This window comes from Empedobacter sp. ULE_I140, assembly GCF_053482575.1.
Genome location: NZ_JBQMTX010000001.1, coordinates 1656893 through 1670559 on the forward strand (window position 1 = coordinate 1656893; position 13667 = coordinate 1670559).

Annotated in this window: 15 protein-coding genes; 10 read left to right on the forward strand and 5 right to left on the reverse strand. The window is 31.1% G+C overall.

Annotated elements, in window-relative coordinates; all coding sequences use genetic code 11:
• Positions 1-13 precede the first annotated feature (13 nt).
• From ACTS9J_RS07835 to ACTS9J_RS07850, 4 genes are all read right to left on the reverse strand, one after another.
• Positions 14-541, reverse strand: coding sequence for an FKBP-type peptidyl-prolyl cis-trans isomerase (locus tag ACTS9J_RS07835; protein ID WP_416410169.1), 528 nt, complete (start codon positions 539-541; stop codon positions 14-16).
• A complete protein-coding gene (locus tag ACTS9J_RS07840; RefSeq protein WP_416410171.1) occupies positions 541-1566 on the reverse strand; it encodes a DHH family phosphoesterase in 1026 nt (341 codons plus the stop codon). Before ACTS9J_RS07840 ends, ACTS9J_RS07835 begins: the two co-directional genes overlap by 1 nt.
• A 98-nt stretch (positions 1567-1664) precedes the next feature.
• A complete protein-coding gene (locus ACTS9J_RS07845) occupies positions 1665-2495 on the reverse strand; it encodes an ABC transporter permease (protein ID WP_416410173.1) in 831 nt (276 codons plus the stop codon).
• A gap of 1 nt (position 2496) precedes the next feature.
• Positions 2497-3393 carry an ABC transporter ATP-binding protein gene (locus tag ACTS9J_RS07850; RefSeq protein WP_221856261.1) on the reverse strand — a complete coding sequence of 299 codons (897 nt, stop codon included), beginning with the start codon at positions 3391-3393 and terminating at the stop codon, positions 2497-2499.
• 74 nt (positions 3394-3467) lie between these two features.
• On the opposite strand from ACTS9J_RS07850, the gene ACTS9J_RS07855 reads away from it, so the two are divergent.
• From ACTS9J_RS07855 to ACTS9J_RS07895, 9 genes are all read left to right on the forward strand, one after another.
• Complete coding sequence (locus ACTS9J_RS07855; RefSeq protein WP_448353108.1) at positions 3468-4352, forward strand: ChaN family lipoprotein; 885 nt, start codon at positions 3468-3470, stop codon at positions 4350-4352.
• 82 nt (positions 4353-4434) lie between these two features.
• Positions 4435-4698 (forward strand): twin-arginine translocation signal domain-containing protein, encoded by a 264-nt coding sequence (locus ACTS9J_RS07860; RefSeq protein ID WP_416410177.1) that lies wholly within the window; start codon positions 4435-4437, stop codon positions 4696-4698.
• A gap of 45 nt (positions 4699-4743) precedes the next feature.
• Complete coding sequence (locus ACTS9J_RS07865) at positions 4744-5799, forward strand: Gfo/Idh/MocA family protein (RefSeq protein ID WP_448353109.1); 1056 nt, start codon at positions 4744-4746, stop codon at positions 5797-5799.
• Positions 5789-6709, forward strand: coding sequence for a nucleotidyltransferase family protein (locus ACTS9J_RS07870; protein WP_416410178.1), 921 nt, complete (start codon positions 5789-5791; stop codon positions 6707-6709). Before ACTS9J_RS07865 ends, ACTS9J_RS07870 begins: the two co-directional genes overlap by 11 nt.
• Positions 6710-6715: 6 nt before the next feature.
• Positions 6716-7747, forward strand: coding sequence for a phosphotransferase enzyme family protein (locus tag ACTS9J_RS07875; protein ID WP_115000898.1), 1032 nt, complete (start codon positions 6716-6718; stop codon positions 7745-7747).
• On the forward strand, positions 7719-8207 hold the full coding sequence (locus tag ACTS9J_RS07880; RefSeq protein ID WP_115000896.1) for a GNAT family N-acetyltransferase: 489 nt from the start codon (positions 7719-7721) through the stop codon (positions 8205-8207). The genes ACTS9J_RS07875 and ACTS9J_RS07880 overlap by 29 nt, the downstream gene beginning before the upstream one ends.
• On the forward strand, positions 8204-9301 hold the full coding sequence (locus ACTS9J_RS07885; protein WP_416410180.1) for a Nif3-like dinuclear metal center hexameric protein: 1098 nt from the start codon (positions 8204-8206) through the stop codon (positions 9299-9301). The genes ACTS9J_RS07880 and ACTS9J_RS07885 overlap by 4 nt, the downstream gene beginning before the upstream one ends.
• A gap of 2 nt (positions 9302-9303) precedes the next feature.
• Complete coding sequence (locus ACTS9J_RS07890) at positions 9304-10089, forward strand: zinc ribbon domain-containing protein (RefSeq protein WP_115000894.1); 786 nt, start codon at positions 9304-9306, stop codon at positions 10087-10089.
• A 145-nt stretch (positions 10090-10234) separates the two neighbouring features.
• A complete protein-coding gene (locus tag ACTS9J_RS07895; protein WP_125349271.1) occupies positions 10235-10882 on the forward strand; it encodes a hypothetical protein in 648 nt (215 codons plus the stop codon).
• A gap of 71 nt (positions 10883-10953) precedes the next feature.
• Here ACTS9J_RS07895 and ACTS9J_RS07900 read toward each other — a convergent pair whose 3' ends face one another.
• Positions 10954-12288, reverse strand: a complete 1335-nt coding sequence (locus tag ACTS9J_RS07900; protein WP_286495204.1) for an NAD(P)/FAD-dependent oxidoreductase — start codon at positions 12286-12288, stop codon at positions 10954-10956.
• Between the two features lie 297 nt (positions 12289-12585).
• On the opposite strand from ACTS9J_RS07900, the gene ACTS9J_RS07905 reads away from it, so the two are divergent.
• Positions 12586-13665 (forward strand): NADH:flavin oxidoreductase/NADH oxidase, encoded by a 1080-nt coding sequence (locus ACTS9J_RS07905; protein WP_291049159.1) that lies wholly within the window; start codon positions 12586-12588, stop codon positions 13663-13665.
• Positions 13666-13667: the final 2 nt, after the last annotated feature.

Here is a 13667-nt window from a genome sequence, read left to right on the forward strand (position 1 = left end):
TTCTTTGTGTTTATTAGTGTTTTTTTATTTTTAAAACTTTTACATCCATAATAATAGGCGAGTCTGGCGCAATTTTTTGCGTATCACCATAACCTCCATAAGCTAAAAACGAAGGTAACAATAATTTAGCAGTTTCACCTTCAGGAATTAATTGTAAACCAGCTTGTAAACCTCTCACAACATCAGCTTTTCCTAAAATTATTTTCTGAACTTTATTATCGTTAAGCGAATATAAAATGTTGTTTTCAAGATCAGTTACTTGGTATTCAAATTCGATGTAGTCTCCATTATTAGCTGTTTGATCTGTTCGTTGACCACTGTTCGAAATCCAAAAACCCGAACTCGTTTTAACAAATTTTAGGTCAGATGTTTTCATATAATCATCAAACCATTGTAATTCTTCTTGATGCAATAATTTTCCACGTTCTTGCGAACGTTTCATAAAATCGTCATTGGAATATGAAACAGGATATTGAATAACTTTCTGATCACAGCTTATTAACGCAAATATTGCAAACGTGAATACAATAACTTTTTTCATTAGATAACGATACTAGCTAATTTTTCTTGATAATCTGGTAAAAGTGATTGGAAATAAGCAATTGTTTCTTCCATATTCATGTCTGAACGTCCACCTGCTGCATTCATGTGACCACCGCCGTTAAAATGTTTACGAGAGAATTCATTCACATCAAAATCACCTTTCGAACGTAACGAAATTTTAATAAAATTATGATGTGTGTCTTCAATAAAAATTACAGAAAAGATAAAATTTTCTACACTCAAACCATAATTTACAAAACCTTCTGTATCTCCTTTTTGAAAACCATTTGCTAACAAATCTTCACGTTTTAAAAACATGAAAGCTGTGCGATGTTCTGGTAAAAAAGTTAGATTATTAAGGGTTAATGATAATAATTTTAAACGTCCTTGAGTTTGTGAATCATTAACGTATGAAGTTACTTTGTCTACTTCTACACCTTTATCAATTAACTCTGCTACAATTCTGTGCGTATCTGCCGATGTATTACGAAAACGGAATCCGCCTGTATCCGTCATTATTCCAGTATAAATACATTCAGCAATGCCTTTATCAATTTTATCTAAATCATTCATCGCTTCGATAAAATTATAAACCATTTGACAAGTCGCAGGCATTTCGATATCCGAATACATAAAATCAAATGTATCTGGTTCGCGGTGATGATCGATTAATATTTTTGGAGCTTTCGAACGTTCAACCCAGTTTCCTAAGTCATCAATTCGTTTTACAGTATTGAAATCTAAGATAAAAATCAACTCAGCTTGATGTATAATTGCTTCAGAAACTTTTGGTCGGTAATCTGCAATTACAATATCTTTTGCTGAAGGCATCCATTTTAGGAACTTCGGAAAATCGTTTGGTGAAACAATGTTACACGTATGTCCCAATTTATTCAAATAATGAAACATCGCCAATGTAGAACCTATCGCATCTCCATCAGGATTTTTGTGCGGTAGAATTGCAATTTTCTTTGGGGTTGATTTTAACAGAGCTTTTAGCTCTTCGAAATTTGTCATTTGCATAGTTGCAAAGATAAACAAACAAGTGATATTGTAAATTGCTTTGAACAAGAAAACCTCCAAATTTGGAGGTTTTCTTGTTTTTATGAAATATTTATAATTTATAAATCTCTTTTTTTGATAATTAATAAGGATAAACCAAGAAATAAAATGATGTAGAAAACATTTGCAGCAAAATATTCCCATTGTACATGATCCGCAACAAATAATTTTCCTTCCATAATTGCTTTTTGTATATCTACAGAAGGATAATCAATTATTTTTCCGTTCGAGTTAAGTGGTAAATAATTAGTTAAGATTTTAATTTCATTAGGATTTTTTGGAGGATTTTTACCAAAACGAACTAAAAATTCAACAACTTTAGCAACAGATTCTATAATATTCAAAACAATTAAAGATAAAATCGCAAAAGCACTTTTCTTTAATAGGAATGATAAAAACATGGCGAATACAATATAAGCGAAGATTTCGACGAAATATCCTCCTAAGAATTCGATTCCGTTTACAAAATCAAACTTTTCGCTAAAAATAGAACCTAATGCAAAAACTAAAACGCCAACTAAAAGTGTAGAAATCAAAGTTATCACAACGTTCATCAAAACTTTTGTGTTTAAAAATTCAGTTTTAGATAAACCATCAATTGTATTTTGCTTGAAAGTTCCGAAAGAGTATTCGTTTGTAATATTATTAATAACAATAATAGCTAAAAAGAATTTTCCAAAACCAATTAACCACGTAGTATTATGCCAAATTATAGGAAACTCTAATGCTCCCAATTTGATTAAATCAACTTCAATTTCATTCATATTTGGTTTGAAATTCGGTAACGTAATTCCCATTAACAGAATCATCACAAAATATAAAATGATGAAAATTCGCGTTCCTTTATTGTAGAATAATTTATTCCATTCTATGCTAAATAATCTTTTCATGTTAGTTCTGTTTTTGGATTAGTTGGAAAAATTGTTGTTCTAAAGATTCTTTACGTTTTACTAAATGATTCACGATAATTCCTTGTTCATAAAGCATTTTGTTAATTTCTGCTGGATCTTTCTCTTCTGATAAAACAGCAAAAAGTTTGTTGTTTTCTTTGGTAACTTTTGAAACGAATGAGAACGTTTTTAGTGTATATTCCAAACTTTCCATATTTTGCGCAGCAACTTCTATACTTCCAAAACTTGAATTCATTTGATCTACAGAACCCGCATAAAGCATTTTTCCTTGATTCAGAACCACTACATGCGAACATACTTTTTCGACTTCGTCTAATAAATGACTTGCTAGAATAATTGTAGTTCCTTGTTGAGCAATTTTAATAATCAATTCACGAATCTGAATAATTCCTTGTGGATCTAAACCATTAGTAGGTTCGTCTAAAATCAGCACTTCAGGATCATTTAATAACGCAGCCGCAATTGCCAAACGTTGTTTCATTCCCAACGAATATTGTTGAAATTTATCTTTTTTACGAGAAAGTAATCCAACTAATTCAAGTTTTTCGTCAATTTTTCCATAATTAACTTCTTTAATATCAGCAACAATTTCAAGATTTTTTTCTGCTGATAAATAAGGATAGAATTTTGGGCTTTCGATAATTGCACCAATTTTTTTTAATGAATCGTTATCTGGTTCTTGATCAAACCATTTCCACGAACCCGCTGTAGGATTGATTACATTAAGAATCATTCCTAATGTTGTCGATTTTCCACTTCCGTTTGGACCAAGTAATCCATAAACGTTTCCTTTTTCTACCGAAAAAGTGACATTGTTGACCGCTGTAAAACTGCCAAATTTTTTAGTAAGTTGATTAATTTCAAGAACTTTATTCATAGTAGTTGAATTTGTTTTCTTTATATGTAGAGTTTTTTGTTAATTTGTTACAATTTAGAATTAATTTAAATAACATGAGAACGATACTTTATACCTTATTAATTGTACTAACAATTCAGGCTAAAGCGCAAAACGGAAAAACTTATCAAATTTATAATCAACAAGAAAAGAAAGTTGATTTTGATAAAATGATTAAAGAATTAGCAAAATATGATGTTGTTTTATTTGGTGAACATCATAATAATGCGGTAAATCATTGGTTGCAATTGCAAACGACAAAAGAATTGTATAAGATAAAAGGAAAACAACTGATTCTTGGAGCAGAAATGTTCGAGCGTCATCAACAAAATGATTTAACGAATTATTTGAAAAGCAAAACGACGGATGATGAGTTTCAAAAGAGTACAAATCTTTGGAATAATTACAAAACAGATTACAAACCGCTTGTTGATTTTGCGAAAGAAAAGAATTTAGATTTTGTAGCAACTAATGTAACGCGCAAATATGCTTCGTATGTCGCTAAGAATGGACTTGAAGCTTTGGATACAGTTCCAAATAATGAGAAAGCCTTTATTGCGAAACTTCCTATTACCATAGATTATGATGCACCTGGTTATCCTGAGATGATTAAAATGATGGGAGATCATGCTGGAGTGAAGGCAAAACAGTTTGTTGCAGCACAAGCTACAAAGGATGCAACAATGGCAGAATCAATTTTGAATAATTTGAAGAAAAATAATCTATTCATTCATTACAATGGTGATTATCATTCTAAAAATTATGGCGGAATTTATTGGTATTTGAAATATTTTCGACCTGAGCTCAAAATCGCCGTAATTGAAATTCTAGAAAGTGAAGATTTAAATGAAAAATTATCTGTAATTAAATCTAAAAACGAAAATGTTACTACGACAGAATTTATTATAGTATTTCCTAAGGATTCGCCTAAAACCTACTAATTTTACTTATAAGCAGAAAGTTTTATTGATTATTTTTCATATTTTGCATTTTAAAAAATAAAGCAAACAATTAAATACAACTATGGACAGAAGAAATTTTATTAAATCGACTGCTGCAGCATCTACGGTAGCATTAGTATCACCAGATTCATTATTTGATTTTTCATCAAAAATTGATAAGGTGAAAGTAGGAATTGTTGGCTGTGGAATGAGAGGGCAGGTACATTTAGATGAGTTATTAAAAAGAAATGATGTAGAAGTTGTTGGGATCGCTGAACCAGATCAAAGAATGATTGATCGTTGCAACAAAATTTTTGCAAAACACAAGAAAAAACCTGTAGAATAGTACAAAGGCTTAGACGGTTACAAAAAATTATATAAGAATAAAGAAATGCATGCTGTAGTTATTGCTATGCCATGGGAGTTTCATGAGGAGCAAACAATTGCAGCGATGAATGTTGGTAAATTTGTAGGCTTAGAGGTTTGTGGAGCGATGAATTTACAAGAATGTTGGAATTATGTAGATACATATGAAAAAACTAAAGTTCCAGTATTTATGATAGAAAATGTTTGTTACCGTCGCGATGTGATGGCTGTAATAAATATGGTTCGTAAAGGAATGTTTGGACAAATTGTTCATGGACAAGGTGGTTACCAACACGATTTAAGAAATGTATTATTTAATGATGGTGAACAACCTTATGGAGGTGGAATTGAGTTTGGAGACAAAGGTTTCTCTGAAGCTGCTTGGCGTACAAATTATTATGTAAAACGTAATGCAGAATTATATCCAACGCATGGTTTAATTGGTACAATGATGGATGTTAACCGTGGAAATAGAATTACACACTTAACTTCTATGGCTTCTCAGCAAGCAGGTTTAACTGATTATATCGTGAAAAATGGAGGAGTAGATCATCCAAATGCAAAAGTTAAATTCAAGCAAGGAGATATCGTTCAAACAATGTTAAAATGTGAGAACGGAGAAACAATCCTATTAACACATCATACATCTTTACAGCGTCCATATAACTTAGGTTTCCGTATTGAAGGGACTGATGGTATTTGGCAAGATATTGGTTCAGGTGGATTTAGCCAAGGTTTCATCTATTTCGAAGATGAAATGAAAGATTCTCATAAATGGGCGAACTCAGAAGATCATTTAAAATCTTACGATCACCCATATTGGAAAAAATACGAAATTCAAGCAGAAGTAGCAGGACATGGAGGAATGGATTTCTTCTTAATGAATGATTTTATCGAGTGTATTAAAGCAAACAAAGAATTCCCATTCGATGTATACGATTTAGCAACTTGGTATGCAGTAACACCATTAAGTGAAAAATCTATCGAAGGAAATGGTGCTTCTGAAGAAATGCCAAACTTTACAAAAGGAAAATATAAAACAATAAAACCAGTTTTTGGTACAGAAGATTATGGAATCTAAAAACTTATCATTAGTCATTTTAGCAGGTGGAATGGGAAGCCGCTACAAAGGACAAAAACAAATTGATTCAATTGGACCAAGTAAAGAAACGTTGATGGAATATTCAATTTTCGATGCTTTTTCTTGCGGAATAAAACATTTTGTATTCATTATTAATGAACAATTTAATGCAGAAACTAAAAAATATTTTCAAAATTTAATTGAAAAAAATGGAGGTAAAGTAGAATTTGTTCTTCAAACGACGTATACATCTGTTCCGAGAGGAATTTATGATACAATAGAAAAACGTGAAAAACCTTGGGGAACTGGACATGCGTTAATGATTACAAAAAATCATTTAAACAATCCATTTATTGTAATTAATGCAGATGATTTTTATGGTCGTAAAGCATTTGAAAAAGCAAGTGAATTGGTTCAAAACGAAAAAATCACTGCAAATACTTATGGTATGGTTGCGTACAAATTGGCCAATACGATTAGCGAAAATGGTTCTGTTTCTCGCGGAGTATGTACTGTAACTAACGGTCATTTGGAGAATGTTGTAGAACGTACAAATATCTATTCTAACGAAAATGGAGAAATTGTTTTCGAAGAAGATGATAACGTTTTACCATTAGATGGAGATACGGCTGTATCGATGAATTTCTTTGTTTTACATCCTTCTATTTTCAGAAAATTAGAAGATAAATTTGAGGAATTTCTTCACGAAAATGCTTCTCAATTGAAAGCAGAATTTTTCTTGCCGAAAGTTGTAAATGATATGATCAAAGAAGATCAATTGGAAGTGATTGTAGAAAAATCGGATGACAATTGGTTCGGAATGACTTATCCAGAAGATAGAGAAGTTGTAGTAAATTCTATTCACAATTTAATCAATGATCAAAAATATCCAAATTCTCTTTGGACATAAAATATAATGGAGAAAATATTAAAACATTATTTCGAAAATATAGATCAAGTTAGTATTAATCCAATCAGTTCTGGTTGGATTAATTCTACTTATGAAGTTGAGTATGAAGGAAAAAAATATATTTTACAAAAAATAAACACGCACGTTTTTCCTCAACCAGAAGTAATTTCGAACAATATTGACATCATTTCTCGCCATCTAAAAGCAAAGAATTATCAAAATTCGGTAATCGAAATTGTAAAAGATTTGCAAGGAAATTTATTAGCAAAAGAAGATAGAGAAACTTGGAGAATGACTTCTTTTATTCCAAATTCTATTTGTTTTGAGAAAGTGGAATCTGCGGAACAAGCGTATGAAGCGGCGAAAACAATTAGTGAATTTCATTCGTATTTGTTAGATGTTAATGTTGATGAAATTTATCCTTCGATTGTCGGGTTTTTAGATTATCATAAACGTGTAAATGATTTCAAAAATGCATTGAAAAATGCTTCAACAGAGCGTTTAGAAGAAACGAAAGAAGAAGTTGCTTATATTTTGGATAATCTGTATCAAGTTGAAAAGTATTTAGAAATAGATTTCCCAAAGCGTGTCGTTCATGCTGATGCTAAAATCAGTAATTTCTTATTTAATAATGATAATCATTCGCAAGCAATCGCTGTGATAGACTGGGATACAATAATGCCAGGGAATATTTTGTGCGATTTTGGAGATATGATTCGTACATACGCAAACCTGAAAGCTGAAGACGATCCTAATCCTGAAAAATTGTTTGAACCTGATTATTATAAAGCGGTTAAAAATGGGTTTTTAGAACATTTAAAATATGATTTACAACCAATAGAGATCGAAAATATGGATTTTGTTGCGTATATTGTGATTTATATTCAGGCGGTTAGATTTTTGGCAGATTATTTAGAAAACGATATTTATTATTCGATTTCTTATCCAAAACAAAATCTAAATCGTACGATTAATCAAATCAATTTATTAAAAGCATTAACAAAATTTCATGAAGAAAATTCGGTTCGAAAAATATAAACCTACAGATTTTAATAACTTTTTTAAACTTGTTCAGGACGACGAAGTGATGAAATATATCTCTGGAAAAGGTTTGAATGAAGAGCAAGCAAATCACAAATTTACATCAATCTTAGAAAAAGGTAGCGTTAACGAAAACCTTGGTTTTTTTAAGGTTTATGACGAAAACGACACACTTTTAGGTGATTGTAAATTGGTGTATAACAAACATATCGAAAATTCACTTGAAATAGGTTATTTATTGAAAAAAGAATTTTGGAGAAAAGGTTTTGGATCAATGATTTGCGAACATTTATTAGCAGAATCAAAAGAAAAATTTCCTGATTTGCAAGTAATGGCTGTCATCGATCCTGATAATGTTGCTTCAAGAAAGTTGTTAGAAAAGTTTAATTTTGAATCGTATTGGAAAGGCATCGAAAATGATTTGCCTACAGAAAAATTGCTTTTAAAAGAGAAATGATACGAGTAAAAGATGTCGCTTTGGCGATGGAAGAAATAGCGCCTTTGGCGTATGCAGAGGATTTTGACAATGTTGGATTGCTAGTTGGTGATTACAATAATGAGGTAACAGAGATCTTGGTAACGTTGGACACAACACCAGAAGTTGTGGAAGAAGCGATTGAGAAAAATTGTAATTTGATTGTGAGTTTTCATCCAATTATTTTTTCTGGTTTAAAGAAATTGAACGGAAAAAATTATGTTGAAAAAGCTGTGATGACAGCAATCAAAAATGGAATTAATATTTATGCAACGCATACAGCTTTAGATAATTCGAAAGTTGGAGTTAATTTCAAAATTTCTGAACAATTAGCTTTATTGAATACGAAAATTCTTATTCCAAAATTGCAAACTATCAAACAATTAATTACCTATGTACCAACAGAACATGCTGAGCAATTGAAATTTGCGTTGTATGAAGCGGGTGCAGGAAAAATTGGGAATTATGATTCGTGTGGTTTTGCGATAGAAGGCGAAGGAAATTATCGACCAACTGCTGGTGCAAATCCGTTTATTGGCGAAATAGGGAAATTGGAAGCAGTAAACGAAACGCGAATAGAGGTTATTGTTCCGCAACATTTGGAAGGTGATGTGATGAATGCTTTGTTCAAAAATCATCCGTACGAAGAAGTTGCTTATTCTGTTATTTCGTTGAATAATCAAAATAATTATATTGGAATTGGAATGATTGGAGAGTTGGAAAATGAAATGGAAGAACTCGATTTTTTCAATTATCTAAAAACTCAAATGAATATACCCGTTATTCGTCACTCGAAATTATTAAACAAAAAAATAAAGAAGGTTGCTGTACTTGGAGGTTCTGGCGCATTTGGAATAAAAAATGCAATTTCGGCTGGAGCGGACATTTATATCACGGCTGATTTGAAATATCACGATTTTTTTACAGCTGAAAATAAGCTTGTTTTGGCAGATATTGGACATTTTGAATCGGAACAGTTTACAAAAAACTTAATAACTTCGTATCTTAAAGAAAAATTTACTAATTTTGTGGTCTTTAATTCTGGAATTAATACCAATCCTGTTAATTATTGTTAACTATGTCTGAAACAAAAAATATCAAAGAACTAAGCGTAGAAGAAAAACTTCGCGCGTTATACGACTTGCAATTAATTGATTCACGTTTAGATGAAATCAGAAACACAAGAGGTGAATTACCTTTAGAAGTTGAAGATTTGAGCGACGATGTTGCACAATTAGAAACGAGAATCCAAAAAATAGTTGACGAAACTAAAGGTTTGGATGAAGAAATTAAATTGAAGAAAGAAGCAATCAAAAATGCTGAAGCTTTAATTAAAAAATACACGAAACAACAAGATAACGTACGAAACAATAGAGAATTTGATGCTTTAGCGAAAGAAGTAGAGTATCAAGGTTTGGAAATTGAGTTATCTGAGAAACGTATTCGTGAGTTTACAGTTAAAATTTCTCAAAAAAATGCACAAGTTGAAGAATTTAATGCAAAATTAAACTCAATGAAAGAGCATTTATCTCACAAACAAGCTGAGTTGGATACAATTGTAAAAGATACAGAAAAAGAAGAAAGTAATTTATTGAAATTATCTTCTGAATATTCTGCTAAAATCGAACAAAGATTATTAGACGCTTACAGCCGTATCAGAAATTCTGTGAAAAATGGTTTAGCTGTTGTTCCTGTACAACGTGGAGCTTCTGCGGGATCTTTCTTTACAATTCCACCACAAAGACAAATGGATATCGCTCAACGTAAAAAAATTATCGCTGACGAACATTCAGGACGTATCTTAGTTGATTTGGAATTAGCTTTAGAAGAGCAAGAAAAAATGGAAATCATTATCAAAGGATAATTTTCTTTGTTAAAAAATATTTTATTTAATATCAAAGTGTTACACGATTGTGTAACACTTTTTTTATGCTAAAACTAGTTGTTGTTATTTTTTAGCACGCTATTTGTAATACTGGCAATATAATTAGTTTGAAAATTTAGAAATTATGAAAAAAATTATATTTTTAGCAATGTTAGCTGTCTCGTCTATCTCATTAACATCTTGTGTGAATAATGATGATGGCTATTATGAACCTGAAATTGTTAATGTTGGACAAATCAATTATGATGGTGTATCATTTCCGCTTCGAAATGCAGTTGTTGCAGATATAAAAAAGGCTGATGGCGGATTTTATTATAGTGTAGAATTATCTACAAATCCAGTTCCTAAGAATGGTAAATTAAATGGAGCTTATTTGTATTTAGAAATTTTCCAAAGAGGTGATTTAAGTTTTAATGGATCTTACGTAACAGAAAATAATGATAGAGGATTGGATTATATCGAATATTATGAAGATCCTATAATGCAAAATTATGTGCCAGTTCTTAATTCTGGAACGTTTGCTTTGTTAGATACAGATTTTTCTTCTGGATCTATTAATCTAAAAAATTATTTTGACCCTTATAACAGAAGTTTATTATCTACAAACTTTGCATTGAGAGTTTCGAATGGTAAAACATTGACTGGTGATTTTGATGGATTATTTGATTTTATCCAATTATACAGCAAATCTGCTAAAGATGCTGTAAGTGCAAAATCTGCATCAACAGAAAGAGTAAAAACAGGAGTGAGAACACCTTCTGCAAGAAAATAAAATTTCAATTCATAGATACAAAAAACTCCGCTAAATATTTAGCGGAGTTTTTTATTGATATACTTTTTTGATTAAGCTTCTACTTCTTTATCACGATTCTTTGGAAAACGGCGATAACCTTTCAAATTAAATCTAAAATCTTTTTTCGTTGGACGAACAATAATACGTAATGATGAATCATTTGTAAAATAATTTTGAGCCCAATTAAAGAAAATAGCCAGTTTGTTGCGAACAGTCAAGATTAACATTAAGTGTAAGAACATCCATGTAAACCATGCCAAACGTCCAGAGAAAGAGAATTTAGGTAAGTCAACAACAGCTTTATGTTTTCCTATTGTAGCCATAGATCCTGGATCTTGATATTCAAATAAAGTTAATTTATCTTCTGATAAACCTTGTCCAATTTTATTGAAATTTTTGGCTAAATTCATAGCTTGATCCCCAGCAACACGTGCTAATTGAGGATGTCCATGAGGATATTTAGGTGTTTCCATACAAGAAATGTCACCAATAGCATATATGTTATCAGTTCCAATAATTTTACTTGTACGATCTACCTTAAAACGGTTACCTCTTTGTAACTCTTCTTGAGACACAGCTCCTTCAGGAATATTTCCTGTAACACCAGCAGACCAAATTAAATTTTTTGTTTTGATTGTGCGTCCGTCAGCTAAGGAAATAGTTTTTCCATCATAATCTGTAACTCGTCCTTCTGTCCAAATATGCACTCCCATATTTGTCAAATATTCGTGAGACTTTTTATGAGCTAAATCAGACATAGGTCCTAATAAATTAGGACTTCCTTCAATCAAATAAATATTCAATTTAGAGAAATCTAAATCTGGATAATCTTTTGGTAGAATGTGTTTTTTCATATGTGCAATTGCACCAGAAAGTTCTACTCCAGTTGGTCCACCACCAACAACAACAATGTTCAAAATTTCTTCTAATTCTTCTTCTGACTCAGCAGAATAAGCACTTTCAAAATTTGTTAACAATCTGTTTTTTAGCGTTAAAGCTTCGTTTGTGGATTTCATTGGGAATGATAATTCCTCAATTTGCTTATTACCAAAGAAATTTGTGGTACATCCCATGGCAATAACCAAATAATCGTAAGAAAAATCTCCGATTGTGGTTTCAACAATATTAGCTTCTTTTTTTATAGCTGTTACTTCAGCTAATCGTACGCTGACATTTTTACTTCCTTGAAATACTTTTCGTATAGGAAACGAAATATCACTAGCGTTTATTCCTGCTGTAGCAACTTGATAAAAAAGAGGTTGAAATTGATGATAGTTATAACGGTCAATAAGTGTAACAGAAAAGTGTGGGTTATTATTTAATTTACGGGCTAATTTAAGTCCGGCAAATCCAGCACCTAAAATGACAATCTTTTTCTTTTCCAAAATTCACTTTTTTGTAAAATTACGAACAAACTAAGAAACAATGAAAGATTTATTAAAAATTATTCTGAACCTTAGATATTTACTATGATATCGGATTGATTATTAGATTTTTTTAAATTTATGTTTTTTGTCAGTTTTAAATAAATTGTTAAAATTATTTGTGATTTCATGTATTTCTAAGCTTTTTTAATTTTGTTGAAAGATTAGAATTTAAACAATTTTTAAGCTGAATCGTTTTAAGAAATCAATCAAATTCACGAATTTTATTCCAAATTAATTAAGTCAAAAAAACAAGTAATGAGCAAATTATTTGAATCAATCAGTATAAATGAATCTATTTCATTAAAAAATAGAATTATTATGTCGCCAATGTGCCAATATTCTTCGGAAGATGGTTTTCCAAATGATTGGCATTTTCAACATTATGTTTCGCGTGCAGTTGGCAATGTTTCGGCGATTATACAAGAAGCTACCGCTGTTATTGCAGATGGTCGAATTTCGTATGGCGATTTAGGAATTTGGAAAGATGAACATATCGAAGTGTATCAAAAATTAACTTCCGAAATTAAAAAATACAATTGTGTTCCTGGGATTCAGTTAGCGCATGCAGGAAGAAAAGCAAGTACAGAAAAGCCTTGGTTGGGACACCATCAAATAAAATCTGACGAAAAAAATGGTTGGAAAACAGTTTCGAGTTCTAATTTACCTTTTAATGAATCGGATGAAATTCCACATCAATTAACAATTTCTGAAATTAAAGATGTTGTAAAAGAATGGGGAAAAGCAACTGAACGCGCGATAAAAGCTGGTTTTGAAATTTTAGAAATTCATGGTGCGCATGGATATTTGGTTCATCAATTTTTGTCGCCTTTAATCAATAATCGAACAGATGAATATGGTGGAAGTTTCGAGAATAGAATTCGTTTTGTGTTGGAAATTGTTGCTGAAATGCAAAAATATATTACAACTCAATCGCTTTGGGTTCGTTTGTCAGCTTCGGATTGGGCAGAAAATGGTTGGAATTTAGAAGAAACAATAGAATTGTGTAAGATTTTAAAACAAAATGGAGTAGAAGTGATTGATGTTTCGTCTGGAGGAGGAGTGAGTCATCAAAAGATTGATGTCAAAAAAAATTATCAAGTTCCATTCGCAAATGAAATTAAAAACCAAGTCGAAATCATTACTGGAGCTGTTGGATTAATTTTTGAGCCAAAACAAGCCGAAGAAATTCTTCAAAATGAAGAAGCAGATTTAATCTTTTTAGGAAGAGAATTATTACGCGATCCATATTTTGCATTACGTGCTGCAAAAGAGTTAGAAGAAGATATAAAGTGGTTGCCACAATATGAAAGAGCAAAAAATAATCATTACGCATAAAT

Coding starts and splice junctions, on each gene's coding strand:
- ACTS9J_RS07875 (WP_115000898.1), top strand. CDS start 6,716: ATGGAGAAAATATTAAAACATTATTTCGAAAATATAGATCAAGTTAGT.
- ACTS9J_RS07870 (WP_416410178.1), top strand. CDS start 5,789: ATGGAATCTAAAAACTTATCATTAGTCATTTTAGCAGGTGGAATGGGA.
- ACTS9J_RS07895 (WP_125349271.1), top strand. CDS start 10,235: ATGAAAAAAATTATATTTTTAGCAATGTTAGCTGTCTCGTCTATCTCA.
- ACTS9J_RS07865 (WP_448353109.1), top strand. CDS start 4,744: ATGCATGCTGTAGTTATTGCTATGCCATGGGAGTTTCATGAGGAGCAA.
- ACTS9J_RS07840 (WP_416410171.1), bottom strand. CDS start 1,566: ATGCAAATGACAAATTTCGAAGAGCTAAAAGCTCTGTTAAAATCAACC.
- ACTS9J_RS07880 (WP_115000896.1), top strand. CDS start 7,719: ATGAAGAAAATTCGGTTCGAAAAATATAAACCTACAGATTTTAATAAC.
- ACTS9J_RS07850 (WP_221856261.1), bottom strand. CDS start 3,393: ATGAATAAAGTTCTTGAAATTAATCAACTTACTAAAAAATTTGGCAGT.
- ACTS9J_RS07890 (WP_115000894.1), top strand. CDS start 9,304: ATGTCTGAAACAAAAAATATCAAAGAACTAAGCGTAGAAGAAAAACTT.
- ACTS9J_RS07845 (WP_416410173.1), bottom strand. CDS start 2,495: ATGAAAAGATTATTTAGCATAGAATGGAATAAATTATTCTACAATAAA.
- ACTS9J_RS07905 (WP_291049159.1), top strand. CDS start 12,586: ATGAGCAAATTATTTGAATCAATCAGTATAAATGAATCTATTTCATTA.
- ACTS9J_RS07860 (WP_416410177.1), top strand. CDS start 4,435: ATGGACAGAAGAAATTTTATTAAATCGACTGCTGCAGCATCTACGGTA.
- ACTS9J_RS07885 (WP_416410180.1), top strand. CDS start 8,204: ATGATACGAGTAAAAGATGTCGCTTTGGCGATGGAAGAAATAGCGCCT.
- ACTS9J_RS07835 (WP_416410169.1), bottom strand. CDS start 541: ATGAAAAAAGTTATTGTATTCACGTTTGCAATATTTGCGTTAATAAGC.
- ACTS9J_RS07855 (WP_448353108.1), top strand. CDS start 3,468: ATGAGAACGATACTTTATACCTTATTAATTGTACTAACAATTCAGGCT.